Source organism: Blautia sp. HCP3S3_G3, from assembly GCF_052063365.1.
Taxonomy (GTDB): Bacteria; Bacillota; Clostridia; order Lachnospirales; family Lachnospiraceae; genus Blautia_A.
The window spans coordinates 51,155-74,722 of sequence record NZ_JBQHXR010000001.1; the positions used below are offsets into that span (position 1 = coordinate 51,155).

Genomic DNA, 23,568 nt, shown 5'->3' on the forward strand with positions numbered 1-23,568 from the left:
TATTTAACCCCAACGGTCTGCCTGTGGACGGCATGGTGGAAGTTACAGGAATACCGGCGGAAATGGGATGTGTTCAGGATGTGGAAACAGATCCGGATCAGAAATATGAAAGAAAGCTGTCTTATCGGAGATACCTTGCACAGGAAACCAGGCCACTGCAGAGAAATACAGATCACACAGTAATTTTCCGTGTGGCAGACATTCCTGCAAAAGGATGGAAGACGTATCGTTTTTCCGAGAAACAGTTGGAAGGTGTTTTTGACAGGAGATTTTTTTGTACGGAAGAAGAAACGGAAACTCCATTTTATCATTTGAGGTGGAATGATAAGGGACAGATTACTTCCTGGTATGACAAAACAGCAGAACGTGAACTTCTGAAAGAAGGAACCTGTGCCAATGTATTGATGACTTATGAGGATAAGCCTCATATTTACGACAACTGGAATATTTTTGATTATTATCGTGAAAAACAGTGGGAGGTAGAGGAGCTTCTTTCCAGAAAAGTCATTGAGAAGGGATCGGTGAGATGTGTTCTGGAACTGAAATGGAAATATTTAAGTTCAGAAATCAGAGAGGTAGTTTATTTTTATCCGGATTCGCCAAGAATTGATATTCATGCGGATATTGACTGGAGAGAAGATCAGATTCTTTTGAAAGCATTGTTCCCGCTGGAAATGAATGCCAGAGAGGCAACCTATGAGATTCAGTACGGAAATGTGAAACGAAGTACGACCAGAAATCATTCCTGGGAACAGGCACGTTTTGAGGTATGCTTCCAGAAGTGGATGGATCTTGCGGAGTATGATTATGGAGTAAGTTTTATCACAGATTGCAAATATGGAGTCAGTGTTTATGATTCTCAGGTAGAGCTGACACTTCTGAAATGCGGAAGATATCCCAATCCTGAGGCTGACAGAGGTCATCATGAGTTTGTGTATTCCGTCTTTCCTCATAAAGGAAACTGGCAGCAGGCAGGAACTGTAAGGGAAGCATATGAAGTTAATAACCCGGTAGTGATCCGGCAGAAAACAGGAGAAACCGGAGAAGCGATCAGCAGGAAACTTCCTTTCCAATACGGAGCTGTCCATATAGATGCAGAAAATGTGGTTGCAGAAGTGCTGAAATGTTCCGAAGATGGAAGAGCAGAAATCGTGCGATTGTATGAATGCTGGAACCGCAGAACCACTGTGGAAATTACATTTGCAGAAAAATATAAAAAAATTTCCTTATGCAATATGCTGGAGGAAGAAGAAAAGATTCTGGCAGAGAATACGAATCGTGTAACATTGCATATGAAACCCTACGAGATTGTTACCCTTGCATTGTGTTCATATTATGCTTGATTGATCCATCTTATGTGATTTGGGCATCGAAAATTCAAAAACCGTTTATCCGATGCTTGTTTGATACATTCATTCTTGAATTGAGAACCAGGGGGAAGGGAGAAAGTGGCACAACATGCCGCATTCCCCCTGGTTGGTGCATTAAAAAAATGCCCAGAGCCGGAATCGAACCAGCGACACGAGGATTTTCAGTCCTCTGCTCTACCAACTGAGCTATCTGGGCATAAAATAATTCACGTATGATAGTCTACCATAATTTGTCTTTTTTTGCAAGAAAAAAATGTGTCGAGTTGAAAATATGTCGAGTTAAAAAAATGTGTCGAGTTAAAAAAGAGAAAATGTCCCGAGTTAAAAAAGTGTCGAGTGGGAGAGATGGAGAGCAACAGGGAAAAGCGGCACAAGTATGTGCCGCTTTTCCCTGTTGCTCTTTCACCATCCCCGTTGTTTTGTTATCCTCTTGCCATAAGATAAATTTTTTCCATATCTTTCCTGTTCAGCTGCCGGAATGTGCCGATGGTTCTGGTATCTTCAAAGCTGCATTTAAATGCAAGCTCATGAATCTGTTCATTAGTCACGTTCAGGCCGAGTTCACGGAGATTGGTCGGCATCTGGATGGAACGGAAGAATCCTTCCATTGCTACAATACCTGCGAGAGCCGTTTTTTCAAAATCGATACCGCAGGGGATGTCAAAGACATTGGTGGCAAACTGGGCAAAACGTTCCGGGTTTTCCTGGTAAACATAACGAGCCCAGCTTCCCCAGAGTGCCGCAAGACCGGCACCGTGAGCAACGTCAAACATACCGCCCAGTTCATGCTCCAGCTGATGGCAGGCCCAGTCTCCACCGCCGGTGCCGCAGCCGGTAAGACCATTGTGGGAAAGACTTCCTGCCCACATAACTTCTGCACGGGCATTATAATTTCCGGGTTCTTTCATGAGAATACGGGCATTATAGATGACTGTCTGCATAAGGGATTCACTGATACTGTCAGTGATTTCCATGGTTTCACTGTTGACGAAATAGCGTTCCATGGTATGCATGAGAATATCTACACAGCCGCTTTCTGTCTGATACTGAGGCAGGGTATAGGTAAGGCGTGGATTGAGAATCGCAAATTTCGGTCTGCAGAGATCGGTTTTTACGCTTCCGCGCTTCAGCCATCCGTCTTCATTCGTGATCACAGAGGAATTGCTCATTTCACTGCCTGTTGCGGCAATCGTAAGTATGACACCGATAGGCAGACATGCTGTAGGTGTTTCTGTTTTCAGATAAAAATTCCAGACATCCGTCCAGGGATTGGCAACACCGTATGCGATTCCTTTGGCAGAGTCAATGACACTGCCGCCTCCGACTGCGAGAATAAAATCTACATTTTCTCTGAGACAAAGTTCCATTCCCTCGCGGACTTTGGAAAGTCTGGGATTGGGAACGACTCCGCCAAGAGTTACATAATCAATGCCGGCTTCTTTCAGGGAGGTTTCCACCTGTTTCAGAAGACCGGAGCGGACGGCACTGTTTCCGCCAAAGTGGATCAGAACTTTACGGCATTTCTGCTCTTTCAGAAGTGTTCCGACCTGTAAATGGGTGTCCTTTCCAAAGATGACCCGCGTAGGTGTATAATATTCAAAATCTCTCATAAATCATTCACTCTCCTTATCATGAAACGATGAAGATATATAAGAATCCGGTTTCTGCTTCACAGTTCAGCGGGAAAAAAGATGTACCGAAAAGGAATTATTCAGCAGAGAAACATGTACAGCAGAAACGTACTGCAGCGTACGAAACTGTACAGAATTACGATACCGGATCCTCTTTTAATATTAAAACAGATTCTTGTATATTAGTCAAAAAAAACAGTAAAATTTTTGTGGAAATCATAAGAATAACGAAAAATATTTCTACGGCGGACAAATGTCTTTTTACGGTTGACACAAGAGGCGAAATCGGGTATAATCGACCATACGATGAAAACAAAGGAAAAATGGAGGATGAATCATGTATTCATTAAAGGGAATCGAACAGGTGGACTCAGAAATTGCAAAATTGATCGAGGCGGAAGTGGAGCGTCAGAACTCCCATATTGAACTGATTGCTTCCGAGAACTGGGTAAGCAAGGCAGTTATGGCAGCAATGGGAAGCCCTCTTACGAATAAATATGCAGAAGGATATCCCGGCAAGAGATTTTATGGAGGATGTGTCTGTGTAGATGAAGTAGAAAAGCTGGCAATTGAACGCGCAAAAGAATTATTCGGCTGCGAATATGCCAATGTACAGCCTCATTCCGGTGCACAGGCAAACATGGCGGTATTTTTTGCAATGCTGAAACCGGGAGATACCGTTCTTGGTATGAATCTTGCTCATGGCGGGCATCTGACACACGGAAGTCCTGCAAACCTTTCCGGTGCATATTTTCATGCAGTTTTCTATGGGGTAAATGATCATGGAGTGATTGATTATGAGGAAGTACGCAAAATTGCGCTGGAATGCAGACCGAAGCTGATCGTAGCCGGTGCCAGTGCATATGCCAGAACCATTGATTTTAAGAAATTCCGTGAGATCGCCGATGAAGTCGGGGCATACCTGATGGTGGACATGGCCCATATCGCGGGACTTGTGGCAGGCGGCCAGCATCCGAGCCCGATTCCGTATGCGGATGTGGTGACAACTACCACGCATAAAACACTGCGCGGACCACGCGGCGGCCTGATTCTTTCCAGTGCTGAGAATGCGAAGAAATTTAATTTTAATAAAGCCGTTTTTCCGGGAACCCAGGGAGGTCCTCTTATGCATGTGATTGCAGCCAAGGCGGTATGTCTGAAGGAAGCGCTTCAGCCGGAATTTCAGGAATATGTGCGACTGGTTGTGGAGAATGCGAAGGCATTGTGTGAAGGTCTTCAGAAGAGAGGCGTGGATATTGTATCCGGAGGAACCGATAATCATCTGATGCTTGTGGATCTGAGAAATCTTGGGGTAACAGGTAAGGAAATGGAAAATCTTCTGGACGAAGTAAATATTACCTGTAACAAAAATGCCATTCCGAATGATCCGCAGTCTGCATTTGTCACCAGCGGTGTCCGTCTCGGAACTCCGGCGGTTACATCACGAGGAATGAAGCCGGAAGATATGGATACGATTGCTGAGGCGATTTCCCTGATGCTGAAAAGCCGCGACAATAAAGAACAGGCAAAAGCTCTGGTAAAATCCTTAACAGATAGATATCCTCTGGTAGGTTGAAAGGTAAATATCAGCTGGAAGGCTGACAGATAAATATTCTCTGGCAGGTTGAGTGAAAGTATGTTATAATATTTCAAGGTAAAGAGAAAGCGCTCTGAGTTTTCAGGGCGCTTTTTTCAGAATTTGCGTGGAGAGTGGAGGGTACAAATGTCTTATGATATTTTTATAAGCTACCGGCGGGAAGGCGGAGATACTCTTGCACAATTGATCTATGACCGGTTGACAGACAGAGGATATCGGGTATTTCTGGATATTGAGTCTCTGCGTTCCGGGAAGTTTAATGAAAAACTGTTGTCTGTGATCGAGGAATGTAAGGATGTAGTGGTGATTCTTCCGCCGGGTGGTCTTGACCGGTGTAGTAATGAGGATGACTGGGTTTATCTGGAACTGTCTCATGCAATCAAAACTGGAAAAAACATTCTGCCCGTTATGATGAAAGGGTTTGTCTGGCCGGACAAGCTGCCGGAGAATTTGCGGGAACTGCCGGATTTTAACGGGATTCAGGACAGCAAAGATTATTTTGATGCGGTGATTGACAAGATGACATCATTGCTTCGCAGCAGACCGGTGATGTTTCATAAGTTCCGAAAGACGAATAAGAAATATGATTTCAGGGAACAAATTGCGAGAAGGAAGAAGACAATCCTGTTCGTACTTTGCTGTTTTCTGGCAATTGCTGCAGGAATGGGTGCCGTCTGCTGGAAGAAGTACGAAAAAAGAAAGCAAATGGCAGAGAATGTTTCGATTGTTTTGAGTGCTTCGGATAAAATGTCGGCAGCTGAGTACTATGATGCTATTGATATCCTGAAAGAACGAATGGAGATTCTGGCAGGTGACAGTAAATATTCGATGGATATTCAGAAAGATGAAATTGATCTTCTTATTCCGTTGGAATGTTTTGGAGGAATCGATATACAGGAGTATCTTCGGGCTTATCTGAGCCGCGCTGTGAAATTATATCTGCAGGAACAGAATTCAGACAGGATTCTGGAAATCCAGCCGGACGATATTGAAAATCTGGAATATCAGGAAGGATCTGTGGATGGACTGGTGTTAACGGAATATTTTTCGTCGTATACTGCAGAGGAAAATCCTTCCCTGGCAGAGATGGATTCCTATCATTATTTTGAACTGACATTTACAGAAGAATTTCAGCAAACAATCAGTGATATTTTTGGAAATGATACCGATTCCCTGATACTGTCGCAGGATGTGGAGGAAAATCCGGACAACTATTATTATTACCGGTTGTTTATGGGAAAATCCGGAAATTTCTATTTTATAGACAATTATCAGGACGATGCGCTGGCAGAACTGATTCTGCATAATTATACCAGTGAACCGATGCCATACAGCTTTTATTTTGATATTCTTCTGCCTGTGGAGTGGGAGTATCCAAAAGAATTAAAAGAATGCGGTGTGAATCAGTGCAATGAGGAACAGATCAAAGATCCCTGCGTGATTCTTCAGTATCAGCCTGCAGACGATCTGACAGAGGGCAATGAGAAGGATGCATTTGCGGTATTCCGGAAACGTCTGGATACTCTGGAAACTCCCTATGCGCTGGGACATACGGTATCTGCAGAACACGGAATTACCGTAAAAGTGGCACCGGACCGGCTGAATCAGGAGATGCTGGAGTGGCTGGGAGTTTCCTCGAATTCCATTTCTGTTCAGAATAAATTTTATCCGTCTGTCACTCTGGAAAAGGGAAGCTTTTCTTTCGAGAAGAAAGAAGAATCGTATCTTTTGTCTGCATCGATCAGTTCCTATTCCGTGGATGAATGGAAGACAACCGTGGAACAGGTCCTGGAATCCGAAAATACAGATTTTTATCTTGGCATGACAGACCAGATTGTGGCCAGATGCACAGAGGAATCTGTAAAAGAAAGTGTGGATACCGGTAAGGTATATCTGGATCAGCTGACGGTCTGGGGAATGGATGAAATTACAGAGGAATACCGGTATCTTCTTGATTTTCTGGAAGAACTGTTTAATGGACAGACCATGCCTTCCAGATTCTGGATGGAAAATATCCGGTATGAAGGCGTGGAAAATTCCGAAAATGCTTTTCCTCTTGTGTCTTCTGTTTCCGTTGAGCAGGAGCGGTTGGAAAAAGAAATTACACAGATCTGTCCTTCCGCGCAGGTGCGATTGTCGGAGGAAGGCTATCTGACAGTGTGGCTCGGACTGAAAAAAGAGGAACTGACACCGGAAAGACTGCTGTCCCTGATAAAGCAGATCTATGAGATTATTGATTTCAGCCACAATCTCTGGTGCAGAAATCTGTATATACGGGGAGATCAGGATAATACCACAGGGTTCTTTCTGAATACAGACAGATATGAGACGCACAGGATGGTATATGAATTTGTGTTTCCGAAGGATTCTTTTCTGGAAGAATACGATGCGGAATTTGCCGGGCTTCTGAAAGAAGATCCATTTTTTACAGAAACGATTATTCCGGATGAGTCAGGCTATTAAGAGAAAAGTACCGGATAACAGGTATGAAATCATACATGCAATGTTATGTGTGAGGAAAAATGAAAACAGTATCTTTTGATGGAAGTGTGTAATAAAGTAAAATGTTAAAATCCACAGTGTATGAAGAACTGTGGATTTTCTCATTCATACAGAGAAATTCGGGAAAAGAATCACTACCTGAATCAATAAGAGATAGATAATTTTTAGAATCATTTTCTGTATTTGTATGGATAATAGAAACGATTTTCTGTATAATATAGAAAAAATAGTGTAGATAAAATTGGATAAATACAGTACAATATAAAAGGGCGGTGATAAAATGGAAAAACTGATTATTATCGGTGCAGGGCCTGCCGGAATTTCAGCGGCTCTGTATGCCGCAAGAGGAAATATGGAACCTCTGGTGATCAATCACGGAACAGGAGCACTGGAAAAAGCAGAAAAGATAGAAAATTATTATGGACTGGAAACACCTCTTTCCGGTAAAGAACTTTTTGAACGCGGACTGCAGCAGGCAAAAGATCTGGGTGTAAGGATTCTGGAGGCTCAGGTACTTGGAATGGGTGGATTTGATACATTTGAAGTGCAGACAACAAAAGGAACCTTTGAAGCTGAGAGTGTGATTCTTGCCACAGGAAGCAAGCGGAGTACACCGCAGATTCCGGGAATCCGGGAACTGGAAGGAAAAGGAGTCAGTTACTGCGCTGTCTGCGATGCGTTTTTTTACAGGGGAAAGGAAGTGGCAGTTCTTGGAAACAGTGATTTTGCACTTCATGAGGCAGAGGAACTGGCAAATCTGGCATCCGGCGTGACCATTTATACAGATGGCAAAGAACCGGACTTCTCCAGAGAACATCCTATTGCAGTAAATACTATGAAGATCCAGTCAATCGAAGGAGAGAGCCATGTGGAAGGTATCCGGCTTCAGAGTGATGTAACCTCTCAGGAGAACGGAGATATGCAGGCTTCCTTCATGCCTGCGGATGGTGTATTTGTTGCGCTGGGTACAGCCGGAAGTTCTGAGATCGCCCGTCAGATGGGAGCGGAACTGACCGAAAAAGGACATATTAAAGTGGATGAAAAAATGTCCTCCACCATTCCCGGTCTGTTTGCCGCCGGAGACTGCACAGGAGGTTTGCTGCAGGTGGCAAAAGCAGTCTACGAAGGCTGTCAGGCAGGAATCAGTGCGATACAGTATGTGCGGAGCAGACACAGAGAATAGATATTCATGAAACATGATAGAAAAGGAGAAAGAATTATGGCAAAAGTGATTACAGCACAGAATTTTGAAGCAGAAGTTTTGAAGTCCGAAAAACCGGTCCTGGTAGATTTCTGGGCAACCTGGTGCGGTCCGTGTATGCGTCAGGGTCCGATCGTGGAGGCACTGGCCGAAGAAGGGTATGCAGTGGGAAAAGTGGATGTGGATCAGGAACCGGGACTTGCACAGCAGTTCCAGGTTATGAGCATTCCGACGCTGATCATCTTCAAAGAAGGAAAAGAAGTGAACCGTCTGATCGGTCTTACACCGAAAGAAAAACTGAAGAGTCTGCTGGAGAGTGTTTGAAATATCAGTCGGAAAGCAATTTTCAAACACTCTCCAGATTAAGAAAAAGCAATCCATTTTTATGTTTTTTAACGAGTGGAGAAAACGGATGAAAATTTTATTAGCGGCCTGCAATGCCAAATATATACATTCCAATCTGGCTGTTTTCAGCCTGAAAGCCTATGCAGAAGAATACCATGAACACATTCTCCTCCGGGAGTACACGATTAATCAACAGAAAGACGACATTATGCGCGACATCTACAAAGCCGGAGCAGATGTGGTGTGCTTTTCCTGCTATATCTGGAATATTTCTTTTGTCAGAGAATTGATGACAGATCTGGCAAAGATCCTTCCTGGTGTGGAGTTCTGGGTGGGCGGTCCGGAAGTCTCTTTTGATGCGGAGGAATTTCTGCAGGAAAATCCGCATGTAAAAGGAGTGATGGTTGGTGAAGGAGAAGAAACATTTCTGGAACTGGTAAAGCATTACACAGAGAAACAGATTTCTCTGGAAAAAATCCGGGGAATTGCGTACAGGGATGAAGAGGGTGTGCACCATAATGGATGGAGAGAAGTAACGGATCTGAGTGCCGTGCCGTTTGTTTATGAGGATATGAAGGATTTTGCCAACCGGATCGTGTACTATGAGAGCAGCCGGGGCTGTCCGTTTTCCTGCAGTTACTGTCTTTCTTCTGTAGATAAAAAGCTGCGTTTCCGTTCACTGGAACTGGTCAAAAAAGAACTTCAGTTTTTTATTGATCAGAAAGTGCCGCAGGTGAAATTTGTAGACCGGACTTTTAACTGCAGACATGATCATGCCATGGCTGTCTGGCAGTACATTACGGAGCATGATAACGGAGTGACCAATTTCCATTTTGAGATTTCTGCTGATCTTCTGCGGGAAGAGGAGCTGGAACTGATGAAGACGATGCGTCCGGGGCTGATTCAGCTGGAAATCGGCGTGCAGTCTGTGAATCCGAATACGATTCAGGCGATTCACCGAACCATGAATCTGGAAAAACTGACAGCTGTAGTGGCGAAAATCCACAGTTTCGGTAATATTCACCAGCATCTGGATCTGATTGCAGGACTGCCGTATGAAGATTATGGCAGTTTTCGGAATTCTTTTAATGTAGTTTATGCCATGCAGCCGCAGCAGCTTCAGCTGGGCTTTCTGAAGGTATTGAAAGGTTCGCATATGATGGAGACCGCCCGGGAGTACGGAATTGTGTACAAATCCCGGGAACCATATGAAGTGCTTTGCACCAGGTGGCTTTCCTATGGGGAAATTTTACGTCTGAAAATGGTGGAAAGTATGGTGGAAGTGTATTATAATAGTGGACAGTTCCAACATACGCTGAAATATCTGGAGCCTTTTTTTCCGGATGCGTTCGGGCTTTATGAAGCGCTGGGAGAGTTTTATGAGAAAAAGGGCTATGGAGAGATTTCGCATTCCAGAATCAGAAGATATGAGATTCTGCTGGAATTTCTGGAAGAATATCCGCAGATTTCTTTAGAAACAGCAGCAGACCGTATGATTTACGATCTGTATCTGAGAGAAAATCTGAAGAGCCGTCCTTCCTTTGCATCTGATCAGAAGCCATGGGAGAAAGCCGTGTGGGAATACCGGCGTGCTCATGAGATACCGAAGACCGCACATATCGAAGTATTCCGGGATGGAAAAGTGCTGCTTTATGATTACACGAGACGGGACCTGCTTCTGAATAATGCGTATGTGGAAGAAATCTCTTTATTTTAGAGCAATTTTCAAACACGCGCTGGTACATCGTTTCGTAAATAACTATACCAATAACGCAGAATACTGTAAGAAAACGGGTTCATCAACATATAAGAGGTGATAAAAATGGGAATGTTTGATCCGAAAAAACGTAAAATAATTACTGCTGTGATTGCTTTGATTCTGGTGCTTGCCATGGTAGTGCCTACCGTGATTTCCATGATACTGTAAGGTGCAGTCATGAAACTGGGAAAAGAAGCAATGGAGGCTTTGAAGGCAGAGATTACAGGTCTTCTTAAGCCGGGAGAGGAAGTGGTGGCAGCGGGATGTATTGCGCTTCGCGGAACAGTCCTGCTGGCACAGCACGAAGAAACAGAACTTTCGAATTATTTTTCAAAAGGATTTTTATACAGCTGCAGAAATCTGGAGCAGAATTATGGTGTGACGGAAAAAGCATGGGAAATGGCCCGGGAATTTGGAGCCAGTGCTCTGTACAGAATGGGAGAGGGCGGTGTGCTCAGCGCACTCTGGAAAATGGCGGAAGCCTCTCAGGTGGGGCTTCAGGCAGATTTGCGCAAGATTCCTGTCCGGCAGGAAACCATTGAAGTATGCGAACGGTTTGACCTGAATCCTTATTATCTGAGATCGGAAGGAGCACTTCTGATCGGGATTCCGGGCGGTGAGAATCTGGTGCAGGAGTATCTCAGAATGGGACTTCCTGCGGCAATCATCGGGCAGACGAATAACGGCAATGACCGGCTGCTTTACAGCGGCTCCAATGTCCGTTATCTGGACCGTCCGGCCAGAGACGAAATATACAAAATGCAGTGGTAAGTACAGCACAGGAGGAATACAGAAATGGCGAAATTGAATATTGTATTACATGAGCCGGAGATTCCGGCGAATACCGGAAATATCGGAAGAACCTGTGTGGCGACCAATACCAGGCTGCATCTGATCGAACCTCTGGGGTTCAGCATTCATGAAAAAGCAATCAAACGTGCAGGTCTGGATTACTGGAAGGATCTTGATGTGACCACTTATCTGGACTATGAAGATTTTCTTCAGAAGAATCCGGGAGCCAAAATCTATTACGCAACGACCAAAGCTCCGCAGACCTATACAGATGTTCATTATGAAGAAGACTGTTTTATCATGTTTGGGAAGGAAAGTGCCGGAATACCGGAGGATATTCTTTATCAAAATCAGGAAACCTGTGTCCGGATTCCCATGGTAGGAGAGACACGCTCTCTGAATCTGAGCAATTCTGTGGCAATCGTGCTTTATGAGGCTCTGCGGCAGCATAATTTTGATCATATGCGTCTGGACGGGCATCTGAGAAAATTTGACTGGAAATAAAGATGATTGGTTATAGGAGACCAGAGATACTTCATGCAGTGATGCAGGAAGTATTTGTGATATCTGAGATTCGTGGTGCCTGTACAATACTTTATGCAGTGATGCAGGAAGTATTCGTGATGACTGAGGTTCATGGTGCCTGCGCAAAAAATGGTGCCTGTACAAAAAATAGCACGGAATACGGATCTGTGACCGCTGATGCGGAAACACAGACCGGTATTCCGTGCTATTTTGCTTTATCCAGTGTAAAAATAAATTCTGTTCCGACACCTTCTGTACTGATCACATTGATCTGCTGACCATGTGCATGAATGATTTCCTGTACGATGGAGAGCCCGAGACCGGTTCCCTGCCGGTCCTTTCCGCGGGAGGCATCGATTTTATAAAAACGGTCCCATATTTTGTGAAGACTTGCCTTGGGGATGCCGGAACCGTGGTCTTTGACAGAGACAAAGATTTTATTATTCTTTTCGGTTGTTTCGATGATAATGGAAGAACCATTATTGCTGAATTTGATAGCATTGTCCAATAAATTGTACAGTACCTGCTGGATCTGTTCAATATCAGCTTTTGCATACAATTCTTTGCCGGAAAGAACAAGCTCCAGAAGAATTTTACGCTCGGTACAGATTCCCTCAAAAGTAGCGGAAGTCGTCTTGATGGTTTCGTTGATATCAAATTTCCGAAGATGCATCATTCGCTTCTGGATATCCAGCTCATTCAGAGTGAGAAGACTTTTGGTGAGCTTTTCCAGACGTCCGGCTTCGTAGGAAATGATTTTCAGGTATTTTTCCTGCATTTGAGGAGGAATCGTACCGTCCAGCATGGCTTCCACATATCCTTTGATGGAGGTCAGCGGGGAACGGAAGTCATGAGAAACATTGGAAATAAATTTCCGTTGGTATTCCCCATTGCGGTTCAGTTTATCCGCTGTATAGTTCAGCGTATTCGAAAGGTAACCGATTTCATCCTCTGATTTCTGCGGAATACGGTAGGACAGATTCCCGGAGGCAAATTCTGAGGCACCCCTGACAATCTGACAGAGCGGACGTTCCACACGATAGTAAAAATACACGAGCAGAGAACCGGCCAGCAGATAGATTCCAAAGAAAATAAGATGAATGATCAGCAGTATGGAGCTTCGATTTCGGTACAGGTCACTCATCAGATAGTGGATACAGACATAGCCTTTGATCGTCATATTCTCTGTGATCGGAGCGATAACGCTCAGTCGTTCCCTTGAAAAATATCCATAAAAATCACCGGTCTGATAATAATTGGCGCCCCACTGGGTAGGGTCAAAATTATCCAAAGGGACGGTCTCTTTCGTGGAAAAATTTCCGGAGGTGTCCAGCACGATTTCATTGCTGCTGTTGATGATCCAGATGACGGAATCCTGATATCTGGAAAGTGCAGTGAGATTATTCTGCAGGCTTTGCAGACTGGAAGAGGAAATGGAGGTCCTGATCGTGTCATCGGATGCAATCAGGTGGGCTTCCTCGTAAAGATCTTCACTGACGGCTTTCTCCAGTTCCTGTTCCACCATGTAGGAGCCGCAGGAACTGATGATAAGAAATCCAAGAATACCAAGAAGCAGGTACAGAAGTATAAAATTTCTGTACAGAGATTTTTTCATTGCGGTTTCACCTCGAATTTATAACCGATTCCCCAGACAGTGGCAAGACTCCAGCGGGGATGGTCTTTGATTTTTTCGCGAAGGCGCTTGATATGTACATCTACGGTACGGGTATCACCGATATATTCGTATCCCCAGATATGATCCAGCAGCTGTTCGCGGGTGAATACCTGGTTGGGTGAGGCGGCCAGAAAGTACAGAAGCTCCAGTTCTTTCGGAGGCATATCGATCTGACGTCCCATGTAGGTCACGGAATAATTGGCCAGATTGATAGTGAGATCAGGGTAGCTGACACATTTTTCTTTGGATGCAGGTGTGGGCTGTTTGACCTTGAAACGGCGGAGAACAGCCCGGACTCTGGCAACCAGCTCCTTGGAATCAAAAGGTTTGATGATGTAGTCATCCGCACCCAGCTCCAGTCCCAGAACCTTGTCGAAGGTTTCTCCCTTGGCGGAAAGCATGATGATGGGAACTTCGGAGGTATGACGGATCTCCCGGCACACTTCATAGCCGTCGATACCGGGAAGCATCAGATCCAGAAGAATCAGATCAGGCTGAAAGAGGTGAAACTCTTTCAATGCCTGCTCCCCGTCATTGACAATTTTTGTTTCAAAGCATTCTTTGGTAAGATACAGAGAAATCAGCTCTGCAATATTATTATCATCGTCTACGATCAGTATTTTCTGTTTAGAAATCATGATATCACTCCCTTTTATTTGAGGTCTGCGATGGTTACACCGGCATCGCCCTCGCCGAATTCACCCAGGCGGAAAGAAGCCACATGCTTCTGGCGTCTCAGATAGTTGTGGACACCTTTGCGCAGGGCACCGGTGCCTTTGCCGTGGACAATTCGGACCGTTTTGAGATGAGCAAGATATGCATCATCCAGATATTTGTCCAGTTCCGCAATGGCTTCATCCACAGTTTTGCCAAGAAGATTGATTTCCGTGGAGATGCTGGAGGATTTGGACATACGGATCTTGCCGGCACCGGTGCGGGAAAGTGCAGCATTGGTAATCACCGGTTCATCCACCAGTTCCAGATCGGAAATATGGACTTTGGAACGGATGATGCCCATCTGGACAAACAGATAACCTTTGGAATCCGGATGACTGCTGACGGTTCCCTTCAGGTTCATGCTCAGTACTTTTACAGATTCTCCAAGGCGAAGATCTTTGGGGTTCAGTTCTTTTTTGGGCTTGCGTGTTTCCTGTTTCAGGGTAATATGTTTCTCTGCCTGAGACATGCGCTGGCGGATATTCTGGCGTTCTTTTTCCACAGCGGCAGTATCTACATGGTCTTTCTGGAATTTGTGGAACAGCTTCATGGTCTGATCGGCATATTCCTTTGTCTCGCGCAGAATTGCGAGGGCTTCTTCATTGGCTTCCCTGAGAATCCGTTCCCTGCGTTCATCCAGTTTTTCCTGTTTGGCTTCCAGCTGTTCTTTCAGAGTACGGACCTCTTCCTTATAGCGTTCCACTTCCAGGCGTTCATTCTCGATGATGACACGGCTGTTTTCCAGAGAGGACAGTACATCCTCAAAAGATTCATCCTGCTCGCTGATCTGTTCTTTGGCTTTATTGATGATAGCATCCGGCAGACCGAGCTTTGAGGAAATGGCAAATGCATTACTTTTGCCCGGAACGCCGATGAGAAGGCGATAGGTAGGACGAAGCGTCTCCACGTCAAATTCACAGCAGGCATTTTCCACACCTGCAGTGGAAAGCGCGTAGACCTTCAGTTCACTGTAATGCGTGGTCGCCATGGTGCGGATTCCCTGCTCATGCAGAGTGGAAAGGATGGCAATGGCAAGTGCAGCGCCCTCTGTCGGGTCGGTACCTGCGCCAAGCTCATCAAAAAGGACCAGAGAATTCTGATCTGCTCTGCTGAGAAATGATACCACATTGGTCATATGGGAGGAGAAGGTACTTAAGGATTGCTCAATGCTCTGTTCGTCTCCGATATCTGCATAAACTTCGTGAAAAACAGCAAGCTCTGACCGGTCATATGCCGGAATATGGAGTCCGGACTGTCCCATTAAGGTGAGAAGTCCTACGGTTTTCAGAGAAACCGTTTTGCCGCCGGTATTCGGTCCGGTTACGACAAGCAGGTCAAAGTCATCGCCAAGACGGATATCGATGGGAACGACTTTTTTCTTGTCGATCAGCGGATGGCGTGCCTTTTTCAGATGGATGCGTCCTTCTTCATTAAAGATGGGTTCGCTGGCATTCATTTCCATAGCAAGACTCGCACGGGCAAAAATAAAGTCAAGCTGTACCATGGTCTCAAGATCCAGGGAAATGGATTCCCGGTCGAGTGCAATCTGTTCGCTCAGGGAAGCGAGAATAACTTCGATTTCTTTCTGCTCCTGAAGTTCCAGTTCCCGCATGTCATTATTCAGTTTTACGATAGCCATGGGCTCAATGAACAAAGTAGATCCGGTGGAAGACTGGTCATGGATCATGCCGGGAACCTGTCCCTTGTATTCGGCTTTGACCGGAATACAGTAGCGTCCGTTGCGCATGGTGATGACAGAATCCTGCAGATACGTACGGGCACTGCCATTGACCAGTCCGGAAAGCTGTGAGTGGATGCGGTCGTTGACCAGTTTCATGCCGCGGCGGATCTGACGCAGAGCAGGGCTGGCATCGTCGCTGATCTCGTCCTCGGAAAGGATACAGCGCCGGATCTCAGAGGTAAGAGGCGTGAGCGGTTCCAGACAGTCAAACATGCCATCAAGGGAATCCGGCAGCACGTCGCTTCTGTCACTGCGGGAATAGGCTTTTACCCGGTTGACATTTTCCAGAAGACTGCAGATGGCGAGAATCTCTGTAATACCGAGGGTGCTTCCAATCTCCAGACGCTTCAGTGAACCGCGGATGTCTTTGACACTTCCAAAGGAAATGGTTCCTTTTTTGAAAAGGCGGCTCAGGGCATCTCTGGTCTGTGTCTGCATGAGACGGATCTGTTCCAGGTCTGTATATGGGGTCAGTGACCGGCAGAGCTCCTTGCCCATGGATGAGGAAGCTTTGTCAGTCAGCTGTGTAATGATTTTGTGATATTCCAGTGCTTTTAATGCTTTTTGATTCATAATTTCTCCTGCATGATTGGTTCATTTGCGGTTTCCGATGGAAAACGCATGATTTTTTATAAATTTCCACTACCCATTTTACATGATTTGCGGTATATTGAAAAGGAAAAATTCCAATACATGAAAATATAAGATTCATTCATAAAAAGTTCATAACTTTTTGTTAAACTGGATTCCAGAATAGCAGTTTTGTGAGTTTTATCTGTTACTGTGAATGCGAGGAACAGTAACACTTGATCAGTTACACCAGTGTCAGTTGTTTTACCAGGAGAAATACATTATGTCAGAAAGAGAAAATCCGGAATCTGGAAAAAAGGAGATGCACGAAGATTATTCCTTTATTAAGGAAACCATCAAAAAGAACCCGGTGAATCTGGGCGTTCATGTGAAACGTCTTTTTACACTGGCTCTTGGAGGAGCACTTTTTGGCGGCAGCGCTGCGGTTGCATTTACAGTGGCCTGCCCGGTTGCTGCGGAGAGATTTATTGCGGGAGAAGAAGTGACGCTTTCCGATGCCAGACCGGGTCCGATCGGAATCTCGGCTGCAGAGGAGACAGAGGAAGCTGCCGATGCAGAATATGTGGAAGAGGACGTCAGGGAACCGGAAGAGATACCGGATGCTGTCTTTGATGATGGACAGGAAGCAGGAAATGAAAGTTCTATGGAAATTTATGCTTCTGTTTATGAGGAGGCTGTACAGATTGCAGAAAAGCCTATGAAAGCTATGGTCAGACTTTCCGGGCTGTCAGATGATACGGATCTTCTGGACGATTCCTTTCTTACTTACGGGGAAGAAGAGGGAGTAATCTTTTACAGCGATGAGAAGGATGTCTATATACTGACAAATTATAAAAATATCGAAAAATCCGATAGTATTCGTGTTACTTTCTGTAAGGGAGCAGTTGCGGAAGGGAGTCTCTGCAAGGCAGATCCCGGAACAGGACTTGCGGTTGTCCGTGTTCCGCGGAATCTTTTGACAGAAGAAGAATGGAGTGAGGTTTATGTGGCATCACTCAGTGATTCCTTTGATCTTTCCAATGAAAAAACAGTGATTGCCATCGGAAGTCCGTCCGGTAATTTCAATTCTGTGATGTATGGTCTGGTAACTTCTGTATCAGGAAGTTTGAGAGTTGCAGATGCGGAATATTCTCTGCTTGGTACGAATATCATGGGCAGCATTGAGAGCAGCGGTGTTCTTCTTGATATGCAGGGGAATGTGATTGGAATGATTATGCGTACAGATGAGGATGAGAGTATTCTCAAAGGTGTTTCCATTGCGGAACTCCGGCCTTTGATCGAGAATCTTTCCAATGGTGAACAGATCCGCTATCTGGGAATTCTGGGTGCTTCCATTAAGAAACCTCAGGCGGAGAAGCTGAATATTCCGCAGGGGATTTATGTAGAAGGAGTGGAGTCTGCTTCTCCTGCCATGATTGCCGGTATTCAGAATGGTGATATCATTGTGGGAATCAATGGACAGGAAACAGAAAACATGATGGATTATATGGCAGAACTGCAGAATCTGAATGTGGGCGAGCAGGCAGAACTGACTGTGTGCAGAAAAGGTACAGAAGGAAAATTTGTGGAAATGGAATTTGATATGACAATAGAAGAGAAATAGAAAGGCAGAAACAGCATGCGTTTTATCAACGAATTACATGAAGGTGACAGAATTAACGGCATTTATTTATGCAAACAGAGACAGTCTGCGGTAACCAAAAACGGCAAACCATATGACAGCATTATCCTGCAGGATAAAACGGGCGTTCTGGACGGCAAAATCTGGGATCCGAATTCTCTGGGAATTGATGAATTTGATGCGTTGGATTATATAGAAGTTGTGGGAGATGTGACCAGTTTTGCAGGAGCCATGCAGCTGAATGTGAAGAGAGTCCGCAAGGCGGGAGAGGGAGAATACAATCCGGCAGATTATCTTCCGGTCAGCGGGAACAGTACGGATGATATGTACGGTCAGCTTCTGAAAATGATCGAGAGTATAAAGAATCCTTATTTGTCTGCGCTTCTGAAGAAATTGTTTGTGGAAGATCAGGAATTCCTCAAATCGTTTGAAGGTCATTCCGCCGCAAAAACGGTTCATCACGGATTTATCGGCGGACTGATGGAACACACCTTAAGTGTAACAAAACTCTGCAATTATATGGCAGGTGCCTATCCGCTTCTGAATCGTGATCTTCTGATCACAGCATCTTTGCTTCACGATGTGGGCAAAACAAGAGAGCTTTCTTCTTTTCCGCTGAATGACTATACGGATGAAGGACAGCTGTTGGGGCATATTATTATCGGAGCACAGATGATTCATGATCTGGCTAAGGAAATCCCGGATTTTCCGGTTAATCTGGAAAATCAGCTGGTACACTGCATTCTGGCTCATCACGGTGAACTGGAATATGGTTCTCCAAAAAAACCGGCTCTTGCAGAAGCGGTTGCTTTGAATCTGGCAGACAATACGGATGCACGGATGGAAACTCTGACAGAGATTTTTGCCGCAGATAAGGGCAAAAAAGAATGGCTGGGGTATAACCGGCTGTTTGAATCTAATTTGAGAAGAACAGGAGATTTTTGATCCTTATGGAATTTCGTAAAAACGATATGGTAACGATTCGAATTGAAGATTGTGGAATTGACGGTGAAGGCATCGGTAAGGCGGATGGCTTCACCGTCTTTGTGAAGGATGCTGTGATCGGCGATACAGTCCGGGCAAAAATTATGAAAGCCAAAAAGAATTATGGCTATGGAAGACTCATGGAAGTTCTGGAACCGTCTCCTTACCGCACAGAGCCCAAATGTCCGTATGCCCGCCAGTGCGGCGGATGCCAGATTCAGGCACTTTCTTATGAACAGCAGCTGGCTTTCAAAGAAGCCAAAGTCCGCGGACATCTGGAACGGATCGGAGGATTCCGTGAGATTCCCATGGAGCCTGTCATCGGGATGGAGAATCCGTATCATTACCGCAATAAAGCACAGTTCCCTGTAGGACGCGGCAAAGATGGAAGAATCATTACCGGATTTTATGCAGGAAGAACGCACAGCATTATTGAGAACAGAGACTGTGCGCTTGGAGTTGCGGTGAACAGAGAAGTTCTCGACCGTGTGATTGCCTATATGGAGAAATATCATGTGGAGCCTTATGACGAAATGACCGGAAAGGGACTGGTCCGTCATATTCTGATTCGTTACGGCTTTTTTACAGGCGAAGTAATGGTGTGTGTGGTCGTAAATGGGAATAAACTGCCGCACAGTGAAGTGCTGGTGGACACTCTGCGGGAAATTACAGGGATGACCAGTATTACACTGAACGAAAACCGTTCCAGAAGTAATGTGATTCTTGGCGAAAAGCTGTATCTCCTCTGGGGACAGACCTATATTACGGATAAGATCGGTGATATTTCCTATCAGATTTCTCCCCTGTCTTTCTATCAGGTCAATCCGGGACAGACCCAGAAGCTCTATGCCAAGGCACTGGAATACGCGGATCTTCACGGAGAAGAAACGGTGTGGGATCTGTACTGCGGAATTGGAACGATTTCGCTGTTTCTGGCACAGCAGGCGAAGTTTGTCCGTGGTGTGGAGATCGTTCCTGCTGCAATTGAAGATGCGAAGCGGAATGCGCAGTTGAACGGGATTCACAATGTGGAGTTTTTTACCGGAAAGGCCGAAGAGGTACTGCCGCAGGAATATGAGAAGAATGGAATTTATGCGGATGTAATCGTGGTGGATCCGCCGAGAAAGGGCTGTGATGAAGTGCTTCTGAAGACGATTCTGAAAATGCAGCCGAAGCGGGTCGTATATGTGAGCTGCGACAGCGCAACACTGGCGAGAGATCTGAAATATCTGTGTGAGAACGGGTACCGGCTGGAACGCGTCTGCCCGGTCGATCAATTTGCTCACACGGTTCACACAGAAAATGTGGCAAAACTGGAACGGGTGGTTATGTAATCGGAGTGTAAGGATACATTCCGAATTGGAAATATCGGTGAGATATACGAAGAAGATATTTTTAAAGTGGTAAGTCTTATTAAAGCTTTGACAATTATAATGTGTCAAAGCTTTTTTATGCTGTTATGGAGAGAAGTTTGACAGTTCTGCAGATATTTTACAGATGTTTTACCTACAGGTGATAGAGGATTTTACTAACGGAAATATATAATCAGATGGTATTATGAAAAAGATTCCGTATGAAATCGGAAAAGCGAAGATACGAAAAACAGGAACGGATCTGACTATTGTTTCTTATTCCAAAACAATGCTTACCGTTGAAAAGGCAGCAGAAAAGCTGGAAGAGGAAGGAATCTCAGCAGAAGTGATCGATCTGATTACGCTGTCACCCTGGGATAAAGAAACGGTACTTCGTTCTGTGCAAAAGACCGGAAGGCTGCTCATCGCCCATGAAGCGGTGAAACAGGGAGGATTTGGGGGCGAAATCGCTGCAACGGTTGCAGAGGAAGGATTTTCTTACCTGAAAGCTCCGGTTTCCAGAATTGCTGCGCCATTTGTACCGGTTCCGTTTGCACCGGAACTGGAAGAACAGGTCAGAGTACATGTGGAAGATATTGTAAACAAGGCAAAGGAACTGATAAATGAGGATAAGTAAGATGAAAAAGCTGATAGGTTATCTTGGAAAAGCGCTGGATTACATAGAAGAGGGGCTAATCGTGGCGGGACTTGCCTTTATGGCAATCATGAAAATTCTGTGAGAGGCTGGCAAAAGATATCGGTGTGGGAGCAGTACCGGGTTCCAGCTTTTTTAAAGAAGATGTGAATCATCTGATCCGATTCCATTTTGCAAAGCAGGATGAAACATTGCTTGAGGCCTTAGACAGGCTGTCAAAACTGTACAAGGCTTAAGTAATCGTTAGCTGTTTTCGTGTTTCCGATATTCACTTGGCGTCAGGTGAAACAATTTTTTGAAATTTCCGACAATAATATCCTGTATTTTCGAAGCCGGTATTCTGTGCAATGACAGATATACCGGTTTCTGTTGTTTGCAGGAGCCGGACAGCACATTTTCTTTTTGCCATTGGACATTTGAAGAATATATCTGGCACTCAAATGGCATGTTCGGCCGCCTCAAAACGGTGGAGTACCTGTGAATTGATGAAAACAACCTCTTTTGTGATATTGTGCATTGACATATGGCTGATAATACAATATAGTTCAAAAGGCATGATAGTGAAAGGAGATTAGGAAGTCAATATGGTCAAGAATTATAAAAAAACATTAATTGCCTGTTATCTGGGATTTATCACGCAGGCAATCACGGCAAATTTTGCCCCTCTGCTGTTTTTGAAATTTCATAAGGACTATGCGATACCGTTGGGAAAGATTGCGCTGATATCAACGATGTTTTTCCTGACACAGCTGATCGTAGATGTTCTGTGTGCAAAATATGTGGATCGCATTGGATATCGTAAATCTGTTGTAGCATCGGAAGTATGCTCTGCGGCCGGCTTGGCAGGAATGGCATTTTTGCCGGAACTGTTCCATGATCCGTTTGTTGGAATTCTCATCAGCGTCATTATCTACGCAATCGGAAGCGGATTGATCGAGGTATTGGTCAGCCCGATCGTAGAAGCCTGCCCGTTTGAACATAAGGAAGCAGCAATGAGCCTTTTACATTCTTTCTATTGCTGGGGCTCTGTGGGGGTTGTAGTCTTATCTACACTTTTCTTTGCAGTATTTGGAATTGACAACTGGAAATGGCTTGCCTGTCTATGGGCACTGGTACCTTTGTATAATATTTACAATTTTGCTGTCTGTCCGATTGAACATCTGACGGAAGAGGGTCAGGGAATGAAGGTTGGAAGCCTGCTTCGTGTTCCGTTGTTCTGGGTATCCATTATTCTGATGGTCTGTGCCGGTGCATCGGAATTATCCATGGCACAGTGGGCTTCTGCATATGCGGAAGCAGCTCTTGGTCTGTCAAAAACCATTGGTGATCTGGCAGGTCCCTGCATGTTTGCCATAACCATGGGAATCAGCCGTGTGATTTACGGAAAATACGGTGATAGAATGGATTTGATGAAATTCATGCTTGGCTCCGGAAGTCTGTGTCTCATTTGCTACTTAATGGCTTCTATGTCAGCAAATCCTGTCATCGGTTTGATCGGATGCATAGTCTGCGGATTTTCGGTAGGTATCATGTGGCCGGGAACCATCAGTATTTCATCAAAACAATTTCCGGCCGGCGGAACCGCTATGTTTGCACTGCTGGCAATGGCAGGGGATTTGGGCGGAGCCTTTGGACCGAGTCTTGTGGGAAATATTACCCAGCAGGCAAATGACAATCTTCAGAAAGGGATGCTTGCGGGATGCGTATTTCCGCTGGTATTAATTGTTTCTTTATTGATTATGAGACGTTTTCGTAGTACAACGGATCATAAATAACCGATCAGATGATGTCCGCAACCGGATCTGATTATCGGAATATTATTTATAAAACCGGAAATAATATTCCCGAGTCATAAAATACCGGGAGGTGGCAACAATTAATGATTGAAGATGATACAATAAAACTGCTGCGTGAATGTGATTCAGGAATTAAGATGGGTGTTGCATCGATAGAAGATGTTTTGGATTATGTACATGATGAAACATTTCGGAAATACCTTGTGGAATGCAGGGATAAACACATGAAGCTGAAAAAAGAAATTCAGACACTTTTAGAGCAATATCACGACGATGGAAAAGAGCCCAATGTGATGGCGAAAAGTATGTCATGGATGAAAACAAATGTGAAGCTGGTCATGAATGAATCGGATGAGACCATTGCTGATTTAATGACAGATGGCTGTAATATGGGAGTAAAATCTCTAAATAAATATCTGAATCAGTATAAAGCCGCTGATGAGAAAACCAAAGATATTGCGAAACATCTGATAAATCTTGAAGAAAAGCTTGCCGTTGATATTCGTTCTTTTTTGTAAGTATATATTGGTACAGCATGGAAAAAACAGCTATTGAATGCCGGATTCCTCTGAGAAAACGGGCATCAATAGCTGTAAATTTTTTCCGGGACATAGTATAACAGCAGGAAATATAAGGAGACGCTGTGTTTACAATAAATTGACATGAAGATTCTGAGATAAAATTTTACAATAATATATATACCTTCCAGGTTCC

The 23,568-nt window shown here is 44.7% G+C and carries 19 protein-coding genes, 1 tRNA gene and 1 pseudogene; 16 read left to right on the forward strand and 5 right to left on the reverse strand.

All coding sequences use genetic code 11. The features are described 5' to 3' along the window. Window positions 1-62 precede the first annotated feature (62 nt). Window positions 63-1,343 carry a glycoside hydrolase family 38 C-terminal domain-containing protein gene (locus tag ACTNEW_RS00245; RefSeq protein ID WP_441058074.1) on the forward strand — a complete coding sequence of 427 codons (1,281 nt, stop codon included), beginning with the start codon at window positions 63-65 and terminating at the stop codon, window positions 1,341-1,343. 150 nt (window positions 1,344-1,493) lie between these two features. Here the strand turns inward: ACTNEW_RS00245 and ACTNEW_RS00250 are convergent. Together ACTNEW_RS00250 and ACTNEW_RS00255 are read right to left on the reverse strand one after the other, a co-directional pair. Continuing rightward, window positions 1,494-1,566 (reverse strand) — tRNA-Phe (locus ACTNEW_RS00250). Between the two features lie 226 nt (window positions 1,567-1,792). Then, on the reverse strand, window positions 1,793-2,980 hold the full coding sequence (locus ACTNEW_RS00255) for an iron-containing alcohol dehydrogenase (protein WP_441056621.1): 1,188 nt from the start codon (window positions 2,978-2,980) through the stop codon (window positions 1,793-1,795). A gap of 358 nt (window positions 2,981-3,338) precedes the next feature. On the opposite strand from ACTNEW_RS00255, the gene glyA reads away from it, so the two are divergent. From glyA to ACTNEW_RS00295, 8 genes are all read left to right on the forward strand, one after another. Then, on the forward strand, window positions 3,339-4,577 hold the full coding sequence (glyA, locus tag ACTNEW_RS00260) for a serine hydroxymethyltransferase (protein ID WP_441056623.1): 1,239 nt from the start codon (window positions 3,339-3,341) through the stop codon (window positions 4,575-4,577). 147 nt (window positions 4,578-4,724) lie between these two features. Continuing rightward, entirely contained in the window at window positions 4,725-7,061 is a 2,337-nt protein-coding gene (locus ACTNEW_RS00265; protein ID WP_441056625.1) for a toll/interleukin-1 receptor domain-containing protein, read from the forward strand. Window positions 7,062-7,380: 319 nt separating this feature from the next. Continuing rightward, window positions 7,381-8,283 (forward strand): NAD(P)/FAD-dependent oxidoreductase, encoded by a 903-nt coding sequence (locus tag ACTNEW_RS00270; protein ID WP_441056627.1) that lies wholly within the window; start codon window positions 7,381-7,383, stop codon window positions 8,281-8,283. A gap of 36 nt (window positions 8,284-8,319) precedes the next feature. Next, a complete protein-coding gene (gene trxA, locus ACTNEW_RS00275; RefSeq protein ID WP_441056629.1) occupies window positions 8,320-8,625 on the forward strand; it encodes a thioredoxin in 306 nt (101 codons plus the stop codon). Between the two features lie 88 nt (window positions 8,626-8,713). Further along, window positions 8,714-10,363: a B12-binding domain-containing radical SAM protein gene (locus ACTNEW_RS00280; protein WP_441056631.1), complete on the forward strand. Its 1,650-nt coding sequence runs from the start codon at window positions 8,714-8,716 to the stop codon at window positions 10,361-10,363. A 219-nt stretch (window positions 10,364-10,582) separates the two neighbouring features. Next, complete coding sequence (locus ACTNEW_RS00285; RefSeq protein ID WP_441056633.1) at window positions 10,583-11,176, forward strand: AIR synthase-related protein; 594 nt, start codon at window positions 10,583-10,585, stop codon at window positions 11,174-11,176. A 24-nt stretch (window positions 11,177-11,200) separates the two neighbouring features. Then, complete coding sequence (locus ACTNEW_RS00290) at window positions 11,201-11,701, forward strand: tRNA (cytidine(34)-2'-O)-methyltransferase (protein WP_441056635.1); 501 nt, start codon at window positions 11,201-11,203, stop codon at window positions 11,699-11,701. Window positions 11,702-11,703: 2 nt separating this feature from the next. After that, entirely contained in the window at window positions 11,704-12,000 is a 297-nt protein-coding gene (locus ACTNEW_RS00295; protein WP_441056637.1) for a hypothetical protein, read from the forward strand. Here ACTNEW_RS00295 and ACTNEW_RS00300 read toward each other — a convergent pair. Genes ACTNEW_RS00300 through ACTNEW_RS00310 form a run of 3 tightly spaced genes read right to left on the reverse strand, consistent with a single transcriptional unit; the run spans window position 11,928 to window position 16,428 of the window. Next, window positions 11,928-13,337, reverse strand: coding sequence for a sensor histidine kinase (locus tag ACTNEW_RS00300; protein WP_441056639.1), 1,410 nt, complete (start codon window positions 13,335-13,337; stop codon window positions 11,928-11,930). The genes ACTNEW_RS00295 and ACTNEW_RS00300 overlap by 73 nt on opposite strands. After that, window positions 13,334-14,035, reverse strand: coding sequence for a response regulator (locus tag ACTNEW_RS00305; RefSeq protein ID WP_441056641.1), 702 nt, complete (start codon window positions 14,033-14,035; stop codon window positions 13,334-13,336). Before ACTNEW_RS00305 ends, ACTNEW_RS00300 begins: the two co-directional genes overlap by 4 nt. Window positions 14,036-14,049: 14 nt before the next feature. Beyond that, the gene (locus ACTNEW_RS00310; protein ID WP_441056643.1) at window positions 14,050-16,428 is read right to left on the reverse strand and encodes an endonuclease MutS2; all 2,379 of its coding nucleotides are present in this window, start codon (window positions 16,426-16,428) and stop codon (window positions 14,050-14,052) included. A 280-nt stretch (window positions 16,429-16,708) separates the two neighbouring features. Here ACTNEW_RS00310 and ACTNEW_RS00315 point away from each other — a divergent pair, with 280 nt between their 5' ends. From ACTNEW_RS00315 to ACTNEW_RS00345, 7 genes and pseudogenes are all read left to right on the forward strand, one after another. Then, complete coding sequence (locus tag ACTNEW_RS00315) at window positions 16,709-18,049, forward strand: S1C family serine protease (RefSeq protein ID WP_441056644.1); 1,341 nt, start codon at window positions 16,709-16,711, stop codon at window positions 18,047-18,049. Between the two features lie 15 nt (window positions 18,050-18,064). Beyond that, complete coding sequence (locus tag ACTNEW_RS00320; RefSeq protein WP_441056646.1) at window positions 18,065-19,012, forward strand: 3'-5' exoribonuclease YhaM family protein; 948 nt, start codon at window positions 18,065-18,067, stop codon at window positions 19,010-19,012. Between the two features lie 5 nt (window positions 19,013-19,017). Further along, window positions 19,018-20,385, forward strand: a complete 1,368-nt coding sequence (gene rlmD / locus ACTNEW_RS00325) for a 23S rRNA (uracil(1939)-C(5))-methyltransferase RlmD (protein WP_441056648.1) — start codon at window positions 19,018-19,020, stop codon at window positions 20,383-20,385. 223 nt (window positions 20,386-20,608) lie between these two features. Beyond that, window positions 20,609-21,040 (forward strand): transketolase C-terminal domain-containing protein, encoded by a 432-nt coding sequence (locus ACTNEW_RS00330; RefSeq protein WP_441056649.1) that lies wholly within the window; start codon window positions 20,609-20,611, stop codon window positions 21,038-21,040. 92 nt (window positions 21,041-21,132) lie between these two features. Beyond that, window positions 21,133-21,294 (forward strand): annotated as a pseudogene (locus ACTNEW_RS00335) (aminotransferase); the annotation flags it as partial. Between the two features lie 348 nt (window positions 21,295-21,642). Next, window positions 21,643-22,833, forward strand: coding sequence for an MFS transporter (locus ACTNEW_RS00340; protein ID WP_441056651.1), 1,191 nt, complete (start codon window positions 21,643-21,645; stop codon window positions 22,831-22,833). 104 nt (window positions 22,834-22,937) lie between these two features. Continuing rightward, entirely contained in the window at window positions 22,938-23,372 is a 435-nt protein-coding gene (locus ACTNEW_RS00345; protein WP_441056653.1) for a hypothetical protein, read from the forward strand. Window positions 23,373-23,568: the final 196 nt, after the last annotated feature.

Excerpts from the sequence above, each read along its gene's own strand:
- ACTNEW_RS00315 (WP_441056644.1), top strand. The coding sequence starts at position 16,709 with ATGTCAGAAAGAGAAAATCCGGAATCTGGAAAAAAGGAGATGCACGAA.
- glyA (WP_441056623.1), top strand. The coding sequence starts at position 3,339 with ATGTATTCATTAAAGGGAATCGAACAGGTGGACTCAGAAATTGCAAAA.
- ACTNEW_RS00345 (WP_441056653.1), top strand. The coding sequence starts at position 22,938 with ATGATTGAAGATGATACAATAAAACTGCTGCGTGAATGTGATTCAGGA.
- ACTNEW_RS00280 (WP_441056631.1), top strand. The coding sequence starts at position 8,714 with ATGAAAATTTTATTAGCGGCCTGCAATGCCAAATATATACATTCCAAT.
- ACTNEW_RS00285 (WP_441056633.1), top strand. The coding sequence starts at position 10,583 with ATGAAACTGGGAAAAGAAGCAATGGAGGCTTTGAAGGCAGAGATTACA.
- rlmD (WP_441056648.1), top strand. The coding sequence starts at position 19,018 with ATGGAATTTCGTAAAAACGATATGGTAACGATTCGAATTGAAGATTGT.
- ACTNEW_RS00330 (WP_441056649.1), top strand. The coding sequence starts at position 20,609 with ATGAAAAAGATTCCGTATGAAATCGGAAAAGCGAAGATACGAAAAACA.
- ACTNEW_RS00245 (WP_441058074.1), top strand. The coding sequence starts at position 63 with ATGGGATGTGTTCAGGATGTGGAAACAGATCCGGATCAGAAATATGAA.
- ACTNEW_RS00290 (WP_441056635.1), top strand. The coding sequence starts at position 11,201 with ATGGCGAAATTGAATATTGTATTACATGAGCCGGAGATTCCGGCGAAT.
- ACTNEW_RS00295 (WP_441056637.1), top strand. The coding sequence starts at position 11,704 with ATGATTGGTTATAGGAGACCAGAGATACTTCATGCAGTGATGCAGGAA.
- ACTNEW_RS00340 (WP_441056651.1), top strand. The coding sequence starts at position 21,643 with ATGGTCAAGAATTATAAAAAAACATTAATTGCCTGTTATCTGGGATTT.
- ACTNEW_RS00310 (WP_441056643.1), bottom strand. The coding sequence starts at position 16,428 with ATGAATCAAAAAGCATTAAAAGCACTGGAATATCACAAAATCATTACA.
- ACTNEW_RS00270 (WP_441056627.1), top strand. The coding sequence starts at position 7,381 with ATGGAAAAACTGATTATTATCGGTGCAGGGCCTGCCGGAATTTCAGCG.
- ACTNEW_RS00305 (WP_441056641.1), bottom strand. The coding sequence starts at position 14,035 with ATGATTTCTAAACAGAAAATACTGATCGTAGACGATGATAATAATATT.
- trxA (WP_441056629.1), top strand. The coding sequence starts at position 8,320 with ATGGCAAAAGTGATTACAGCACAGAATTTTGAAGCAGAAGTTTTGAAG.
- ACTNEW_RS00300 (WP_441056639.1), bottom strand. The coding sequence starts at position 13,337 with ATGAAAAAATCTCTGTACAGAAATTTTATACTTCTGTACCTGCTTCTT.
- ACTNEW_RS00320 (WP_441056646.1), top strand. The coding sequence starts at position 18,065 with ATGCGTTTTATCAACGAATTACATGAAGGTGACAGAATTAACGGCATT.
- ACTNEW_RS00255 (WP_441056621.1), bottom strand. The coding sequence starts at position 2,980 with ATGAGAGATTTTGAATATTATACACCTACGCGGGTCATCTTTGGAAAG.
- ACTNEW_RS00265 (WP_441056625.1), top strand. The coding sequence starts at position 4,725 with ATGTCTTATGATATTTTTATAAGCTACCGGCGGGAAGGCGGAGATACT.